This is a genomic window from Vibrio sp. Isolate32 (assembly GCF_022397955.1).
GTDB lineage: Bacteria > Pseudomonadota > Gammaproteobacteria > Enterobacterales > Vibrionaceae > Vibrio.
In genome coordinates, this window is sequence record NZ_JAKEUQ010000006.1 from 151,540 (window position 1) to 168,677 (window position 17,138).

Annotated in this window: 16 protein-coding genes and 5 pseudogenes; 10 read left to right on the forward strand and 11 right to left on the reverse strand. The window is 44.7% G+C overall.

Going from position 1 to position 17,138, the window contains the following annotated elements:
• Positions 1-431: 431 nt before the first annotated feature.
• Positions 432-923: a VOC family protein gene (locus L1D11_RS06810; protein ID WP_102425069.1), complete on the reverse strand. Its 492-nt coding sequence runs from the start codon at positions 921-923 to the stop codon at positions 432-434.
• A 365-nt stretch (positions 924-1,288) separates the two neighbouring features.
• On the opposite strand from L1D11_RS06810, the gene ahpC reads away from it, so the two are divergent.
• Together ahpC and ahpF are read left to right on the forward strand one after the other, a co-directional pair.
• Entirely contained in the window at positions 1,289-1,846 is a 558-nt protein-coding gene (gene ahpC, locus L1D11_RS06815) for an alkyl hydroperoxide reductase subunit C (RefSeq protein WP_239833304.1), read from the forward strand.
• A 212-nt stretch (positions 1,847-2,058) separates the two neighbouring features.
• Complete coding sequence (gene ahpF, locus L1D11_RS06820; protein ID WP_239833305.1) at positions 2,059-3,651, forward strand: alkyl hydroperoxide reductase subunit F; 1,593 nt, start codon at positions 2,059-2,061, stop codon at positions 3,649-3,651.
• Between the two features lie 159 nt (positions 3,652-3,810).
• On the opposite strand, the gene L1D11_RS06825 is transcribed toward ahpF, so the two are convergent.
• Entirely contained in the window at positions 3,811-4,410 is a 600-nt protein-coding gene (locus L1D11_RS06825) for a LysE family translocator (RefSeq protein WP_239833306.1), read from the reverse strand.
• Positions 4,411-4,530: 120 nt separating this feature from the next.
• Between L1D11_RS06825 and L1D11_RS06830 the strand changes: the two genes are divergently transcribed.
• The gene (locus L1D11_RS06830) at positions 4,531-5,016 is read left to right on the forward strand and encodes an Lrp/AsnC family transcriptional regulator (protein ID WP_239833307.1); all 486 of its coding nucleotides are present in this window, start codon (positions 4,531-4,533) and stop codon (positions 5,014-5,016) included.
• A gap of 33 nt (positions 5,017-5,049) precedes the next feature.
• Here L1D11_RS06830 and L1D11_RS06835 read toward each other — a convergent pair.
• Positions 5,050-5,656, reverse strand: a pseudogene (locus L1D11_RS06835) (L-serine ammonia-lyase, iron-sulfur-dependent, subunit alpha); the annotation flags it as partial.
• Between L1D11_RS06835 and L1D11_RS06840 the strand changes: the two are divergent.
• A pseudogene (locus L1D11_RS06840) lies at positions 5,656-5,889 on the forward strand (substrate-binding domain-containing protein); the annotation flags it as partial. The pseudogenes L1D11_RS06835 and L1D11_RS06840 sit on opposite strands and share 1 nt — an antisense overlap.
• A gap of 70 nt (positions 5,890-5,959) precedes the next feature.
• Here L1D11_RS06840 and L1D11_RS06845 read toward each other — a convergent pair.
• The 4 genes and pseudogenes from L1D11_RS06845 to L1D11_RS06860 form a co-directional block, all read right to left on the reverse strand.
• A pseudogene (locus L1D11_RS06845) lies at positions 5,960-6,115 on the reverse strand (arylsulfatase); the annotation flags it as partial.
• Between the two features lies 1 nt (position 6,116).
• Positions 6,117-6,263 (reverse strand): annotated as a pseudogene (locus L1D11_RS06850) (globin); the annotation flags it as partial.
• Positions 6,264-6,360: 97 nt separating this feature from the next.
• Positions 6,361-6,741, reverse strand: a complete 381-nt coding sequence (locus L1D11_RS06855; protein ID WP_008220917.1) for a VOC family protein — start codon at positions 6,739-6,741, stop codon at positions 6,361-6,363.
• A 74-nt stretch (positions 6,742-6,815) separates the two neighbouring features.
• Positions 6,816-7,700, reverse strand: coding sequence for a LysR substrate-binding domain-containing protein (locus L1D11_RS06860; protein ID WP_239833308.1), 885 nt, complete (start codon positions 7,698-7,700; stop codon positions 6,816-6,818).
• A 103-nt stretch (positions 7,701-7,803) separates the two neighbouring features.
• Between L1D11_RS06860 and L1D11_RS06865 the strand changes: the two genes are divergently transcribed.
• Both L1D11_RS06865 and L1D11_RS06870 read left to right on the forward strand, forming a co-directional pair.
• Positions 7,804-9,132: a 6-phospho-beta-glucosidase gene (locus L1D11_RS06865; protein ID WP_239833309.1), complete on the forward strand. Its 1,329-nt coding sequence runs from the start codon at positions 7,804-7,806 to the stop codon at positions 9,130-9,132.
• Between the two features lie 109 nt (positions 9,133-9,241).
• Positions 9,242-10,003 carry a carbohydrate deacetylase gene (locus L1D11_RS06870; RefSeq protein ID WP_239833310.1) on the forward strand — a complete coding sequence of 254 codons (762 nt, stop codon included), beginning with the start codon at positions 9,242-9,244 and terminating at the stop codon, positions 10,001-10,003.
• Between the two features lie 18 nt (positions 10,004-10,021).
• On the opposite strand, the gene soxR is transcribed toward L1D11_RS06870, so the two are convergent.
• From soxR to L1D11_RS06890, 4 genes and pseudogenes are all read right to left on the reverse strand, one after another.
• Positions 10,022-10,462, reverse strand: a complete 441-nt coding sequence (gene soxR / locus L1D11_RS06875) for a redox-sensitive transcriptional activator SoxR (protein ID WP_239833311.1) — start codon at positions 10,460-10,462, stop codon at positions 10,022-10,024.
• Positions 10,463-10,656: 194 nt separating this feature from the next.
• A pseudogene (locus L1D11_RS06880) lies at positions 10,657-11,179 on the reverse strand (NAD(P)H-dependent oxidoreductase).
• Positions 11,180-11,423: 244 nt separating this feature from the next.
• Entirely contained in the window at positions 11,424-12,986 is a 1,563-nt protein-coding gene (locus L1D11_RS06885) for a glutamate synthase-related protein (RefSeq protein ID WP_239833312.1), read from the reverse strand.
• 203 nt (positions 12,987-13,189) lie between these two features.
• Complete coding sequence (locus tag L1D11_RS06890) at positions 13,190-13,747, reverse strand: DUF1439 domain-containing protein (protein WP_239833313.1); 558 nt, start codon at positions 13,745-13,747, stop codon at positions 13,190-13,192.
• A gap of 162 nt (positions 13,748-13,909) precedes the next feature.
• Here L1D11_RS06890 and L1D11_RS06895 point away from each other — a divergent pair, with 162 nt between their 5' ends.
• The 4 genes from L1D11_RS06895 (at position 13,910) to L1D11_RS06910 (ending at position 17,118) form a co-directional block, all read left to right on the forward strand.
• Positions 13,910-14,296: a DUF393 domain-containing protein gene (locus L1D11_RS06895; protein WP_239833314.1), complete on the forward strand. Its 387-nt coding sequence runs from the start codon at positions 13,910-13,912 to the stop codon at positions 14,294-14,296.
• 383 nt (positions 14,297-14,679) lie between these two features.
• On the forward strand, positions 14,680-16,023 hold the full coding sequence (locus L1D11_RS06900; RefSeq protein WP_239833315.1) for an AarF/ABC1/UbiB kinase family protein: 1,344 nt from the start codon (positions 14,680-14,682) through the stop codon (positions 16,021-16,023).
• Between the two features lie 85 nt (positions 16,024-16,108).
• Entirely contained in the window at positions 16,109-16,654 is a 546-nt protein-coding gene (locus L1D11_RS06905; protein WP_239833316.1) for a glutathione peroxidase, read from the forward strand.
• Complete coding sequence (locus tag L1D11_RS06910; protein WP_239833317.1) at positions 16,651-17,118, forward strand: DUF3429 domain-containing protein; 468 nt, start codon at positions 16,651-16,653, stop codon at positions 17,116-17,118. The genes L1D11_RS06905 and L1D11_RS06910 overlap by 4 nt, the downstream gene beginning before the upstream one ends.
• Positions 17,119-17,138: the final 20 nt, after the last annotated feature.

A 17,138-nucleotide genomic window follows, 5' to 3' on the forward strand; every position in this document is an offset into this window, starting at 1 on the left:
CTTTCTCTATCTTTTATATTTGTCGTGAGATTCGCTGTCATTCATTAATAGTAATACTCGATTTTGCTTAGCACGCTTTTGTCTAGAATCTATGGTACGCCGTATTTTGTAAGTGATAAATTCAAAATAACAGAGTTGGTTTGCGCTAATGTATTCAGAGTTTATAGGAGACATCATTAGCCTCAGCTCTTTGATGAGATCCGCGCCAGATTATACTAAAAATCTTAAAAGCTCTTTAGTTGCTATTCTGGACGAAATCAAGCCTTCAATCTGGTGGTCTATTCGTTTTTTCATCTCTCGATATCATATGCAATGACCGGCGAGATGAAATTGACAAATATGCTCCACACAAAAAAAGGATTGGTATCTCTACCAATCCTCTTCAGGGGGTGTTTCGGTTTTTCTACCTTATGACAGGTAGATGGCATCTATTACTCGTAATCAGTCGCGTACGTATCTTCGTATGAGTGAGAGTAGAATTCGAATAGGTTGCCAAACGGGTCTTCTAGGTAAACCATTTGTGCTTGTTTTAGTTCGTCTTCTGGGTGGTAACGGTGAATATCCATACGTACTTTACCGCCAAACTCTTCAACGCGTTTAATAGCTGAATGAAATTGCTCTTTTGGAAGCTGCAGACAGAAGTGGAAGATACCTAGACGAGAGAAATCTACTTCGTGACGCTCTTGGCGGTCAACCATTTCGAACAGCTCAACACCGATACCATCAGATGTTACTAGGTGAGCGATGTTGAAACCTTTGAAGCCTTCGCCAAATACGGCGATACACATGCGGCCGATTGCTGATTCGCGCTCTTCCATCACTTTAGTGTTGTTCATTACAACTCTTAGACCTAGAGCCTTAGTGTAAAACTCTACTGCTTGGTCCATGTCGCCTACCATGATGCCTACGTGATTCATTTTCATAACTTTCTCCAATTCATTTTAATTCTGTACTTTTCGAAGCTCAGCTTCTGTACTTCGTTTCGATGGAGAGAGTATAGGGAGAGATTGCAATTAATTTAAATTATCATAATTTATATTAATGATAATTTTTTGTTATTTATGATTTAATCTCAAACTAAGCCTATAAGTGGGACTAAAGAAACCATACCCATATAGCTTTAACCAACTTTGATAGCTTTTCTCGATGGTTCTTTCCTTTCGAAGATAGGATTCGCCTATTGAATCTATAGAAATGTCCGATTTCACTTATTTTCGGTGCCAATGCAATATATATCCATCGACGCGGGATAGCGTTAAACACTACAAATTAGAAAGAGAGTCAAAACATGATCAACACAGAAATCAAACCATTCAACGCAACAGCATTCAAAAACGGCGAATTCGTAGAAATCACTGAGCAAGACGTTAAAGGCAAATGGGCTGTATTCTTCTTCTACCCAGCGGACTTCACGTTTGTATGTCCAACTGAGCTAGTTGACCTACAAGACAAATACGCAGAGCTTCAATCTCGCGGTGTAGAAGTTTACTCAGTATCAACTGACACTCACTTCTCTCACAAAGCATGGCACGATACTTCTGACAAAATCGGCACTATCGAATACTTCATGGTAGGCGACCAAACAGGCACTATCACAAACAACTTCAACGTAATGCGTGAAGGTCAAGGCCTAGCAAACCGTGCTACGTTCCTAATCGACCCAGAAGGCGTTATCCAAGCAATGGAAATCACTGCTGAAGGTATCGGTCGTGACGCTGAAGACCTACTACGTAAGGTTAAAGCAGCACAATACGTAGCGGCTAACCCAGGTGAAGTTTGCCCAGCAAAATGGAAAGAAGGCGAAGAGACTCTAGCTCCATCTCTAGACCTAGTAGGTAAGATTTAATCTAAGCCTAGCCAAAGAACAAATAAAGCAGAATAGCTAAACGGTTCTACAGGCGCGCTTCGGCCTCCCTCCTAAAGGGCAGTCGCGCGCCACCCTTTCAAAGCATCAACACCACATTCAATTTGCCGACTTGCGCCCCCTTTTTATTTTCCTTTTTTAGCAAGAAGGTATTGGTCAATACCAAGACACAGAATTTAAGAGCAGGCACGATTATGTTAGATCAAGCAATGAAGCAGCAGCTAAAAGCATACCTAGAAAACTTAAAAACCAATGTTCAGTTAGTGCTGAGCCTAGATGACAGCGATACCGCACACAAACTCCAAGACCTAGCAAATGACATCTCGTCTTTAACGGACAAAATTGAAGTAACTCGCGATGATAGCGCAAGCACGCGCAGCCCTATCATGCAGGTAGTGAACCAAGAGAAAGACACTGCGATTGGTTTCGCCGGTTTACCAATGGGTCACGAGTTCACGTCACTGGTACTGGCACTGCTTCACAGTGGTGGTCACCCTATCAAGCTTGAAGCTGACGTAATCGAGCAAATTAAAGAACTCGATCAAGAGCTTAATGTAGAAATTTTCATCTCACTATCGTGCCAAAACTGTCCAGAAGTGGTTCAGGCATTCAACATGATGTCAGCGATTAACCCGCTAATTAAGACAACTATGATTGATGGCGCAGCATTCCAAGAGGAAGTGAAGTCTCGCGATATCATGGCGGTACCGAGCGTGTTCATTAATGGTGAACTATTCGGTCAAGGCCGTATGTCACTGGCTGAGATCCTTAATAAAGTAGACTCAGGCGCAGCGGAAAAAAAAGCAGCAAACCTAAATCAACAAGCACCATTTGACGTGTTAGTTGTGGGTGGTGGTCCAGCAGGTTCTTCAGCAGCGATTTACGCAGCACGTAAAGGCATTCGCACTGGTGTTGTTGCTGACCGATTTGGTGGTCAGGTAATGGATACCATGGCGATTGAAAACTTTATCTCAGTGAAAGCGACGACAGGTCCTAAGCTAGTGGCGAGCCTAGAAGAGCACGTAAAAGAGTACGGTGTAGAAGTAATGACTGAGCAGCGTGCTGCCAACATCATTGCTGCAGAAGACACGAAAGACGGATACATCCACGTTGAATTAGAGAGTGGCGCAACGCTACGAGCTCGCTCTGTTATCACAAGTACAGGTGCACGCTGGCGTGAAATGAACGTTCCGGGTGAACAAGAATACCGTAACAAAGGCGTGGCTTACTGCCCACACTGTGACGGTCCACTGTTCAAAGGTAAGAAAACGGCGGTTATCGGTGGCGGTAACTCAGGCATCGAAGCAGCTATCGACCTAGCAGGTATTGTGGAACATGTAACCGTGCTTGAATTTGCAGACACGCTACGCGCTGACCAAGTGCTTATCGATAAAGCGAACGCAACACCAAACATCGAAATCATCAAAATGGCTCAAACGACACAAGTGTTGGGTGATGGAAATCGCGTAACAGGTCTGGAATACAAAGACCGCAACACTGAAGAGCTGAAACAGATCGAACTCGCGGGTATCTTCGTTCAAATCGGTCTAATGCCGAACAGCGAATGGTTGAAAGGTTCGAAGGTTGAGCTTTCACCACGCGGTGAGATTGAGATTAACGCTCATGGCGCAACATCGATGAAAGGTGTGTTTGCAGCAGGTGATGTAACAACAGTACCTTACAAACAGATCATCATTGCGATGGGTGAAGGTGCGAAAGCAAGTCTAGGCGCATTTGACCACTTAATTCGTAACCCAGCTCCAGTAAAAGAGGCTGAAACCGCTTAATCTTGTAAGCAAATTTCCTTAAGTGTCCTTGTTAACGTATCAGTTATGATTAACTTATTAGTGATGATTAACTGACTGATTCTTGTTAACGACTTTGTCGATATTTAGACACCACTCCTATGGATTTAGGAGTGGTTTTTTTTCTTTGGTAAAGACGCTTTACGCTGGCTGATAGAGCATAAAAGCAACCACTAACGCTAGGCTTCCACCCAAACAACGGTTAACCATCACCATCTGTTTTGGTGATTGTAATAGACGCTGCAACATAGTGCCGCAATACGCCCAAACCAACATACACAATACACCGGTTCCCACCATAATGGTGGTAATCGTCACCACTTGAATCAGGTAATCTGCCTGTGTGGTGATGAACTGAGAAAATACAGTCAGTGAAGCAATCCACCCTTTCGGGTTCAATACTTGAATCAAAACACCAGACAGAAATCCTGAGCGATTCACCGATTCTTCTTGCTCAATTTCCATGTTGGCAATCGACCACGCCATAAACAGTAAATAAGCTGCCCCAAGGTACTTCATTACCGTGTAGATCTCTGGGTAGAGGGTAAACAGACTCACTAAGCCAGCACTTGAACCCGCCAGTATGATGATAATGCCAAAAGCGTTACCAGAGACAAAAGGCAATGTTGCCGCAAACCCATATCGGCTTGATATCCCAAGCAATGCAATGTTTCCTGCTCCCGGTGTAATTCCAATAGATATTGAAAACAACAAGAACGCCAGCATTAATTGAGCGCTCATTCTTTCTCTCCTAGTAAATAAAACGTTATTGGGAGAAGAGTTTACCGATTCGAGTAGGAATTAAATTGCTATATGCGCTAGTATAAAATCAAATTTGAGCAGGCTTTTCCTAAAAACACCATGAAAATGAAAGAATCCACCAATGAAGTGCTAGATGATACGGATATTGCCATTCTTGGACATATCCAAAAAGATGGGCGCATGAGTAACAGCAAGCTTGCCGAGAAGGTCAACCTGAGTGAGACACCTTGCTGGCGTCGTTGGAAGCGCATGGAAGAGACAGGCTATATCGATGGCTATACTGCGCAACTGAACCGCAAAAAGCTGGGGCTGCATGTAGCAGGTTTCACCCTGGTGACACTCGGCAACCATGAGGTTGAAAACACCGAGCCTTTTGAAGAGTTTGTCGCAGTGACAGATTGGATCACCATGTGTCACTGCATTGCAGGCGGAGCCGATTACATGATTCAGGTGTTAGCAAGAGATCTAGAAGAGTATTTTGAACGAATCAGTTCAATTCGACGAGTGAAAGGCGTCAGCGCAATTCAGTCTAACATCTCAGTGAAGGAGCTTAAAAACAGCTACCAACTGCCACTGCAAGATTAGTGTGTTTAAAACTTAGAAAGCCTAGTCAACGGTAATGCAAATCTGCTCATTGCTACCACCGCGCAATGCAGTTAAACCCGCAGCCGCCATAGAAGATGATACGCCGACTTCACCTTGGCACCCTACTTCGGCACCTGAAATGGAAGCGTTGGTTTTGTACAAAATACCAATCATGCCCGATACCGCTAAAAAGTCTTTTAGCTGCTTGGTATCCAACACTTTAATAAAGCGATGGTAATACATCACCACAGCTGGAATCACGCCTGCAGCACCAAAAGCAAACAAGTTAATCCAGTCCATGATTTCCATTGGGTCGTTTTCAACCGCAGCATTCGTTTCCAACTTCTTCAGTAGGTTTGGTGATCGGCTTTTTCTGCAATCACATCAGCATCTTGGAAAGCCGACTCATTTTTCAGGATCATACCACCAAGGCTCATGCCATTTTTTCGGATTGTTGCAGCATTTCATCGGCATTTTTAAAAGGATAAGCCACCTCAACCGATTGAGTTTTAGTGCCATTTTGCAATTCATCTGCCGTTGCAATAAAACCGCCACCGATCGAGTAATAGGTTTCATCGACAATCACATTTCCAGCTTGGTCGAAAGCAGTGATCATCATGCCATTCTCATGAAATGGCAGCACGTTTAGAGTTCAACCTGCGTATCCCTGAAGATCTTCAAGTCATTGGCTTCGATGATATTCCTCAAACGCAGTGGCTTAACTACCAACTCACAACGTTCAAACAAGATTTCAAACGCCTTGCTCGTGAATCAGTGAAAATTGTAGTGAGTCAGATTCAAGACCAAGACACTAGCCTAGTAAAACTGATGGTCCCGGTGAAGTTTATTGAGAGAAAAACGACGCTCAAGTAATACCGACTGAAAGACACCTTCCAACAAAAATCCCGCTCATACAAAGCGGAATTTTTGTTATGCTGTTTAACTAGTTGCCCACGCCACCAGTATTACCTGATTGGGTTTCTGGTGTTTTAGGTGGCCACTCTTTGAAGGTCACGAAGTGTTGCTGTACAGCAGCTTGCGCTGGGCCAAATGCCCACATCTTCTGCCCCATCCACTTCAAGTACGTGCCAGACTCTTGTCTTAGTTTGTTGCTCCAATCCTACTTTCTCAAAGCGTTCTGAAAACCTAGGATTATGTTGGCAAAAGTCGGCCAAGAATGACTCTAAAAACGCTTGATCAATCCGGCAACGCTCAAAGCTCTCATAAAATAGTTCGTTTGAAGTCATCTCACCAATCCTTTGCAATAGTCTGTTTGGTTTGAACCACTAAGATGACTTAATTATACGCCACAGTGGCATAAAACGAACTGAGGCATATCATGAACTAAGGCATAAAGTGAGTTGCACAGATCTTGTTTCCATCAGGATCTCGCAAATACGCCATGTAAAGTCGGCGTTCATCCGACCCTCTCTCACCAGGCCCGTTTTCAATACTCGTACCGCCATTTTCTACACCAACACGATGCCACTCATCCACCGCTTCTGGTGAAGAGGCCAAAAAGCCAACCGTCATACCATTGCCGTGTGTCGCTGGCTGGCCATCAATCGGTTTCGTTAAGCCCAATACTCCAGTTTGGCTAACATAGATACAACGCCCTTTTGGGTCTACAGAGCCTTCGCTGTAACCAAGCACCTTCATAATTGGATCATAGAAAGACTTCGCGCGCTCAACATCTTCGGTACCTAGAAAAACATGGCTAAACATAACTAACCTCTTCTTTTAGTGAAAGAACTTCCTAAACTAGTCCCTTCAACCTCATTTGTCTAGGCGTTCCCTAACTACAATTGTTGCTTTATCCACTGAGCAAAAACCTGAAACTTGGTTCGTTGATCCATCCCTTTCGGGCACACCAAGTCATAGCCCTTACCAGACTCAATACTCATCATTGGAGCCACTAACAGCCCCTGCTCGATTTGCGGCTTCATAAACTCTAAGCGCCCTAGTGCAACGCCCATTGAGAGTATCGCAGCATCCATGGCCAAACGATTATCACTGTAGTAATCACACATCAAGGTGCAATCCACATCGCTTTGAGCTTCAGCTAGCCACCGCTGCCACGCCGTCACGTTCCCGCTATGAATAAACTGTACATCCGCTAATTGATGTACCCCCTTATCGAGACTAAACCTCTTGGCGTACTCTGGGCTGCACACAGGCGTTCTGATCCCTGAAAAAAGTCGCTCACTGTGATGGTTAGGGTAATGCCCTTCGCTATAAAAAATGGCCACATCATAAGGTTCGAATTGAAAGTCAGATTGGTTCTGTTTGGTTTGCAACTTGAGGCTCAAGTTCGGATAGAGTTTTCTAAATTCGGGCAGACGTGGCATCAACCAAGAAGAAGCGAAGTAAGGAGAGGTTGCTATATATAGCTCACCACTCAATTCGCCGGTTTGAATGTCCATAAGTTCAGAAAATATCGACTCAAAAGAGACATTCAACATCGAAAGCACTCGCTGTCCTTCTGGGGTCAATTCAAGTTTTCTTGTCTTGCGCACAAACAGATTGAACTTCAGTTGTTGCTCCAACTTTTTAATACGATGACTGACACCGCCCTGTGTCAAAAACAACTCTTCAGCAGCCAAAGTAAAACTCAAATGTTTAGCCGCAACACTGAATGTGTGTAGCAGTGATAATGTCTGTTGCCTATTTTCAAACAAGCTCATGGATTAATCTCACTAATTTATAACTCGTCAATTCTGGTTTGTCGGTGTGCCAACTCATCATATAGATTAAATCACGTAATCTAAAAGTCTAATGGTGAATAACATGAAACAAGAACAAAAATTAAAAGTCGTCGTGATCGGTGGTGGTTCAAGTTACACCCCTGAGTTAGTTGAAGGCTTGTTAAAACGTCATCACGAATTACCTATTACTGATCTGTGGCTGGTGGATATCGAAGCTGGGTTAGAAAAAGCTCAGATCATTGCCGATCTAACCAAGCGTATGATTAATAAAGTGAACTGCGAAATTAATGTTCACCTAACCACGGACCGACAATTGGCTCTGAAAGACGCCGATTTCGTATGCTCTCAATTTCGAGCGGGTCGACTAGAAGCAAGGTTGCGTGACGAACGTATCGCCTTGAAATATCGAATGATCGGGCAAGAAACTAACGGGCTGGGTGGTTTCTCAAACGCCTGTCGAACTATCCCGATTGCTTTAGAAATCGCAAAAGAGATGGAAGCATTGTGCCCGAACGCATGGCTACTCAACTTCACCAATCCATCAGGCATGGTGACCGAAGCTCTGCTTAAACACTCGTCGATTAAAACCGTTGGCCTATGTAACGTTCCAGTCAACATGGAGCTTGGTGCAGCCAAAATGCTTGGCGCAAAACGTGAAGATATTACGATGCAAATTGCGGGCTTGAACCACTTAGTGTGGGCTCGCAAGGTGCTACATGAAGGGCAAGACAAACTGGGTGAGGTCATCAATCAACTTCTTGGTGGCAACGATCAAATGATGCCGAAAAATATCCCTCTCTTTGAATGGGACGGCGAGTTGATTCGCTCACTCAACATCATTCCATGTGCATACCTGCGTTACTACTATCAGTCTCGAGATATATTAGATAAAGAGTTTGAGGCGTCGAAGAACAACGCTAACCGCGCCGACTTGGTGGCTCAAGTTGAGAAGCAACTGCTTGAGATATACAAAGATCCAAGGTTAGACACCAAACCTCAACTGTTAGAAGAGCGTGGTGGTGCCTATTACTCTGAAGCGGCTTGTGAGTTGATGAGCAGTATTTATAACAACAAGCGCTCTATCATGCATGTAAACACCCGCAATAACGGCGCAATACAAGGGTTGCCAGATGACTGCGCGGTAGAAGTCAGCTCTGTGATCACTAGCAGTGAAATCATCCCACTCAACGTCGAGCCTTTTGACAGTGACACATTACGCTTGATCCAACAAATGAAAGAGTTTGAAACCCTCACCGTAAAAGCTGCAATAACGGGAGATATTGCCACAGCGAAACGCGCCCTGATCCTAAACCCAATCGTCGATACGGGCTCGCACATTGATGAGGCTCTACTAGAAACGATTCGCGAAAACTTAGAGTTCATGCCTGCGTTCGCTCATCGGCTCACATAGTGTGATAACTCCCTCAGTATAACTCACTGTTTTCGGTACATTAGCTCAGTAAATGCTGAGCTAATTCAAAACTAAAAGTCCACACCTTCTCATTAGAATGAGGCCAACCATGAAATTGATATTGAACGCCGATGATTTCGGTCTCACAGAAAGCGTAAACCTTGGCATTGTCGATTGTTTGAAAGCCGGTATGGTGAAATCAACTACCATTATGATGAACCAACCAGGCACACAACATGCCATCGAACTTTACCACCAAGGCTTAGTTCCTGAAGTTGGATTACATTTTACGGTCACCGCAGGCAAACCCATTAGTTCACCAAAGCTCATCCCCAGCCTTGTCGATAATCAGGGTTATTTTTTAGATAAAACTACCCTACTCAACAAAGCAGATGTTGTCGAAGAAGAGGTGGTGCTTGAGCTTAACACGCAATACCAAGCTGCACTTGATGCCGGTTTAAAGATCAATCATATCGATAGTCATCACTTCGGCGGCGTTTTCCAGCCTCTTAAAGCTGCGTTTACTCGAACCGCCAATGATATCGGCCTGCCTGTGAGACGAATCGACAATATTGTGAGCGGGCAAGATTCACTTTTAGTGCCAACGCCAGATGCGTTTGATATGCGATTTTTTGATGACGGGGTTTCACTAACCGGCTTGCAAGATTTGCTGTTAAGCCACCAAGCCATGACACCTAACGGCACGATCGAATTGATGTGCCATCCCGCGCTTTTTGCCAGTGACGAACTGAGGTCATTGTCTAGCTATCTCACTAAGCGAGTGGAAGAACACGCCTTATTGACTAGTCCGGTCTTAAAACAATGGCTCTCTGACAATGGTATTGAATGCATTGGATTCAACCAGCTTTAGCTAAATCCGAAAACCAATCTAGTCAACGATACGCTGAGCACCCTGCCCTTGGTCATGCAAAATATCTTCTGGGTTTAATAGATGGCACTTTTGCATGCTCAGGCAGCCGCAGCCAATACAGCCTGTGAGGTTTGCTTGTAATGAACGGATCTGTGCCATCTTACTGTCGAGTTGCCCTTGCCATTTCTTTGCCACTCGCTCCCAATCGCGCTTGGTTGCAGTGTGGTTCATCGGCAAGCTAGACAGCTCTTCGGTGATCTCTTCTAGCGTGAAACCTATCGACTGAGCAACTTGAATAAGGGCAATTCGCCTCAACATCGCTGATTGATAACGTCGTTGATTACCATTGGTGCGGATAGAGGCAATCAATCCTTTGGTTTCATAAAAACGCAGAGCCGAAGGTGCGACACCACTGCGCTCCGAGAGTTGACCAATCGTTAAATACACGATGTTTTTCATATCTGTTTACTTTCCCTGAATGTATTGCTGGTAGATTAGAATCCGTTTTCGATTATAGCTAAAGCTAAAGTTAACCTTAAGTTTAGTTCCATTGATTACATTACGTTCATACCACGAAAAACATCTCTATCTGAAGAAAAAACAGCCGTCAAATGATGGCTGATTTCGCTTAGTTTGAAATATAAACCATATATTCAGATCTTCTTCATGATCATCTTGAGGTTATCGATCATCTCTACGTTAGTCATCTCTCCCGCTTTCCATATCGAAGTTATCGTAGAAGCTTGGCATCGACATAGAGCCTTTCAAATCAGCATCAAAGTAAGGTGCAGAATTTACCGCTGACGACAACACAGAACTTGCACCACCAGGGCCTGGTGATGTGGAGAGCATAACAACAGGTTTGCCTTGATAAACTTTCATGTCGATGCGTGATGTCCAATCAAACACATTCTTAAAGGCTGCGGTGTATGAACCGTTGTATTCCGCAAAGGAGATGACGACTGCGTCTGACTCTCCAATCTTCTCAAAGAAGCGTTGAGCGTGTTGATGAATGCCCGAGTCTTGCTCTCTTTTCTCGCTATAAATTGGCATCTCGAAATCATTGAGGTCGAGCACCTCGACTTGCGCGCCTTCGACTAAACCTGCTGTGTAAGCTGCAAGTTGTTGGTTAATTGATGTTGTACTGTTAGTCGCGCCAATCGCTAATACTTTCATTGTTGGTTCCTAATTCATTTGTATCACCTTTCCACATTCATGGTTTCAGAGGCGATTGTCTGTGTATTTAGATTGGGAATGATAATAAAACCTCAAGTTAACTTTAGGTAAAGCGATATTTTCAAAAAATAGGAGATATTTTAAAAAAACCCTTATAAAGCAATGAATTACAAAATGATAGTTTTGAGTTTGAGGAAATAAGCACACCCAAAAAAGCAGTAGGTGTGCCTTATCGAAGTGCTGTTTACTTAAGTTGGTTTAGTGGACTGACACCAGAATAGGCAACGCCCGATAGCTCTGCCATTTCGCGATTCCATGTTGCCAAATCGTGAGGGTTAAATTGATTCAAGTGATCATGCCCACACGCTCTCGCCATTACTTGCATTAATTCTGTCGACGCCTCGAAGAAGTTTTTAAGCTGATTCGATGCCTTCTCGACATTTAAACGCTGGCGTAAATCGGCCTTCTGAGTCGCAATACCCGCTGGGCAATTATTGGTGTTGCACATTCTCGCCGCCACACACCCTATCGACTGCATGGCACTGTTCGAGATGGCGACACCATCAGCACCAAGCGCCATTGCTTTCACAAAGTCCATCGGTACGCGCAAACCGCCCGTGATGATCAATGTGACTCTGTCACTGACACCTTGCTTGTCTAGATAGGCTCTGGCACGAGCAAGCGCTGGAATAGTTGGCACACTGATATGGTCTCGGAACATTTCTGGTGCTGCGCCTGTACCGCCGCCTCGACCGTCTAAAATGATGTAATCGGCACTGGCCTCTAATGCGAACTGAATGTCTTCTTCGATATGGTTAGCACTTAGTTTAAAACCGATCGGGATACCGCCTGTCACTTCTCGAACTCGGTCGGCGAATTTCTTGAAATCCGCTGCGGTTTTTAGATCTTTAAAAGTAGGAGGAGAAATCGCTGCCGTACCCGCTTCAATGCCACGTACTTCCGCGATCTTACCGATATTCTTCACACCAGGCAGATGCCCGCCCGTTCCCGTTTTTGCGCCCTGCCCGCCTTTAAAATGGAAGGCTTGAACGTTTTTGAGCTTGGCTTCATCGTAACCAAACTGAGCACTGGCTAACTCATAAAAGTAGCGAGAATTGGCTGCCTGTTCCTCGGGTAACATGCCACCTTCCCCAGAGCAGATCCCGGTTCCTGCAAGTTCAGCCCCCGTCGCCAAAGACACTTTCGCCTCCTCAGATAGCGACCCGAAACTCATATCCGACACAAACAGCGGAATATTGAGCTTCAGCGGTTTTCTAGCATTCGGGCCAATGATCAGTTCCGTTCCTACTGGCACGTTTTCCAATAAAGGCTTGGTGGCCATTTGTGCGACCATCACTTGAATGTCATCCCAGTGAGGCAAGAGGTGCCTAGGTACACCCATAGAGGTCATAGGCCCATGATGACCCACTTTGGACAAACCATCACGCGCCAGTTGGTGAATAAACTCCACAGTAGGTTCTTCTTTGGTTGCGGTTGCCGCAGGAGATAAGTCAGGGGCTGCCGCTTGAATGTGAACTTCAGGGCCCTCTTGCCCAATTTGTTCCGCAGTGAACTGTTTATGAGTGCCATCGCAAAAAGGAAGGTTGTTAGAATACTTGCAGCGGCACAGGTAGCCTTCACCGTCCTCCTCGGCGATAAAGCTTTTCGGTTTGAACCCTGTACCGGAATGAGAACCATCACAAAACGGTTGGCTTTTTGATTTCCCACAGGTACAGAAGTAATACTCCTCTCCCTTCGTCAGCTCTACTTTGACGGGTTTGTTATCCGCAATTACTGGACTCTTCATAGTTTGCTCACCTTTTCTTTCTTATGATTTGATGACTGAAGCGATGACTTGCTCACAAGAGTAAAGTAAAGGTGAGATACGCGGCTAATTCAATAAATGACCTATTAGATAAGGTTAGTGAACCAACTCAATAGAAAGAAAAATGGCCGCTTAATAGGCAGCCATTATGTGTGATAACTTAGTAAGAACTGATGTATGTTGGGTTAATCAAATAACTCAATGACCAGTTTGTTATCTCGGATCACTAGATTCGGTTCTGATGACTTGATCAACGACTCCTGAGCCTTGTTGCTATCCAGTTTGTATACTGGGGATTGAGACAAAGCAAAACCGATCATTGATACCGCAGGCTTAAGCAGCTTTTCAATCTCAGGAGATAGCTGTTGCTCCTTCTCTTCAAAGCGCTCGAGGCGCAATGATTTTAGGTACACTTCACCACTTTCCTTGTCATATTCTGGAATCGCGCTGAATTCCAAATCTAGGTCCAGCCCCATATTCGGCATATTGAAGACTTGAACTTTTGCATTGGTGTTCGCTAACACTGACACTCGCTGTTCATCTGCTCGACCAATTTTCACTTGTAGATCATCGACCGCGACTTGCGCATACATCACGCTTTGTACACCTACCTCTTGTTCAAGCATGACTGAATCAGCAAGATATTCTGTCATCTCTTGCTCAGTAATACTGTAGCTGACACAACCACTCAAGATGAGCGCGATACAGGCGATGATGAGGCGGTTAATTAGCTTGGTTGTCATGTAAATTCGACTCTTAATTTCTAGTTGCATGGAACGGATGTTACCTCTAGATGATATCGTAAAACAGTCGTCACACTGACAGTGTCGGATATGTAGGCAGAATGATCCACCTAATCAACATTCGCGTATAGTTTGAAAATGGCAAAAATAGTAAAGAAATCAATGACTGAATTAACGATATTTTATGACGGAACGTGTCCACTGTGTGCAAAAGAGATGGCTGCGCTCGCCAAGTACGATACCAAGAACAAGATTCAGACCATCGACATCTACAGTGAAGCGTTTGCAAACTATCCTCAGATTGATGCGGATGCGGCGAACACAGTGCTGCATGCTCTTGATGAAAACGGAAAGCTACTACTGGGGTTAGATGTGACCTACCAAGCATGGAACCTAGTAGGAAAAGGTTGGCTTTATGCGCCATTACGTTGGGCCATATTCAAGCCGATTGCAGACTGGTGCTACCTAAGGTTTGCCAAGAATCGATATAAGATCTCATTCTGGCTGACCGGAAAATCACGTTGCAACGGAAACAGCTGCACGAAATAGTATTGAATTAAGACATACCACTGGCGACTTTGTAGTAAACGATGCCGAACAGTGCAGCAAATACTAATACGGTAAGAGCGACTTTCAACCAAATAAACTTCATGCTTTGTCCTTTTCAATCGAGTTACTGATTCAGGCGACAAGTTATCACAACATAACAAACGGTTGTGTAATGATTGATAGAACTTTGTAGTCATACCAATCACAGTAAGTAAGGGGTCAAAAATAGCGCAGGGAAAAAGCTTGAGAACAAGGCAGATTTTTCGATAAGTAGTTATTCTACAATCAAAAAATCTAACGAAGTTATCGAGTTTTTTAACAAGCTAGGGTGAACCGTTATTTACTACGATTGGTATCACACCTAATTCCCAGAGAGAACCTTTATGTCGGCAAAAGAGAGAAACCTTCCCACTCATCGACTTTCTAGATTTAGTAAGTTCGCTTCGCTGGCGACAAGAGTCGCAGGTAACGTGCTAACAGAAGGCACCAAGCAAATTGCACAAGGCAATATGCCCAAAGCAAAAGATTTACTGTTAACACCACAGAACATAGCTCGCCTGACCGATCAGCTCGCGCACCTACGTGGCGCTGCTATGAAACTGGGGCAGATGCTTTCAATGGATGCGGGGGATGTCTTAGAGCCGGAGTTAGCCGACATTCTTTCTCGCCTGCGCTCAGACGCTGACCCACTGCCAACAAAGCAGCTCAATCAAGTCTTAGAAAGCTCGCTCGGAAACCATTGGAAAACCGAAATCCTTTCCTTTAATTTTAAACCGATTGCCAGTGCATCTATAGGACAAGTGCATCAAGCGTACAGCGATGCCGGGGACAAGCTCGCCGTCAAAGTCCAATATCCAGGCATTCGAAAAAGTATCGACAGTGACGTAGATAACGTGGGCACACTGCTCAACATTGTTGGCTTGATACCAAAATCGGTCGACTACAAAGGTTTGTTAGAGGAAGCAAAAAAACAACTCCATGATGAAGCGGACTATGCTCGCGAGGCTGATTATGCGACTCGTTATCACAATGCATTAAAAGAACACTCACACTTCGTCGTACCTAAGATCCATCCGCAAGTCTCTTCAGAATCCGTGCTCGCCATGGACTTCATTGAGGGCGTCTCAATAGAACAGATAGAAAGTTACGACCAACGCACCCGTGACTTTGTGATGCACAGCTTGCTTGAGCTCCTATTCAGAGAGTTATTCGACTTTAAGATGGTGCAAACCGATCCCAATTTCGCTAACTACCTTTATGTTAAAAACACCCGACAAATTGGCTTGTTAGATTTCGGAGCAACCCGTGAATACAGTGACCGCTTCAGCGAGGGTTATCGCTTGGCCTTTTCCTCTGTCATTAACAACGATGAGCAAGGGCTCAATCAAGCGTTAGAGCAGATTGGTTTCTTTAGCGAGACAATTCTTCCCGAACAACGCCAAGCGATTCTAAACCTAGTAAAGATGGCTTGTGAGCCAATGTTGGTAGACGAAGACTACGACTTCAAAGCAAGTGGTTTAGCACAACGTCTTCGTGAAGCTGGCACCATTCTGAGCATGGAACAAGAGTATTGGCATACCCCTCCCGCCGATGCGCTGTTCTTGCACCGAAAGATCGGAGGTATGTATCTATTAGCAGCTCGCCTTGGTGCGAAGGTGAATATCAGTCGCTTGGTCACTCCATATCTTATGTCAGAGAACAAATGTATAACTAAAAGCGCGAGTTAAAGAGACAGTAAAATCATACGCAAAGTGATCATTTCATCGTGCTCAAGAGTAATAATCATTACGCCAACTAAAATGAGCCAAACCTATGAAATGTTCACTACTTTGCTCAACCGCACTGATTACAAGCCTAACGAGCTCCATCGCGTTTGCAGCGAGCTGCCCAGAGATACTTAATGGCAAACAGCGCTTATTAAATTCAACCGAAGAAATTGCGCTGTGCGATGAGTTTAAAGGCAAAACTCTATTGGTGGTAAACACCGCTAGCCAATGTGGCTTCACTCCGCAGTTTGAGCAGCTCGAACAACTTCATCAAACTTACAAAGACCAAGGCCTCACCGTTATCGGTTTCCCAAGTAATGATTTTCGCCAAGATAAGGGAAGTGAAGAGAAGACGGCAAAAGTCTGTTACCTCGACTACGGCGTGACCTTCCCTATGATGGCGCGAGCTTCACTGTCTGGTAGCAACGCCAACCCCGTGTTTGCAGAGATACAACAGCAAGCAGGCGTAACGCCTAAATGGAACTTTTACAAATTCTTGATCAGTAAAGAAGGTAAAGTCGTCGCCACCTTCCCTAGCTCCACATCACCAGTGAGCGCTACGCTCAAAAACGCGATCGAGCAGCAGCTATGAGGGCGAATTACATGGCAACAACTCAAACCCGTAACACCATGTCCAAATTGGGGTACATGGGGTTAATTCCGTTTTTATTCGGTCTCCTCCTTTCGCTCACCGACAGCCAATTTATGGGGATAAGCGGTGAAACGCTCTTCATCACCTACAGCGTGGCTATTTTGAGCTTTCTTTCAGGGATCTTGTGGGCAAATGGCATCGAAAACTTTGAAAGCCAATCAAGCAACAAAGCGCTACTGCTAAGCAACGCGATTGTACTAGTCGCTTGGTTGGCAGTATTGCTTGGCGAACAACAAGAGCTAGTGACAACACTGATTCTCATCTTTGGTTATATTGCGGTTTGGCGAGCTGAAAGGGCGATGAGAGAAGAGAACCAGAGCCAAGGCCCCGATGGCTACTTTGATATGAGGACTCGGCTAACCTCTAGTGTCGTGTTAATGCACGGTATCGTGATGCTGACTTGATTGACAGCCCCCAAATAGAT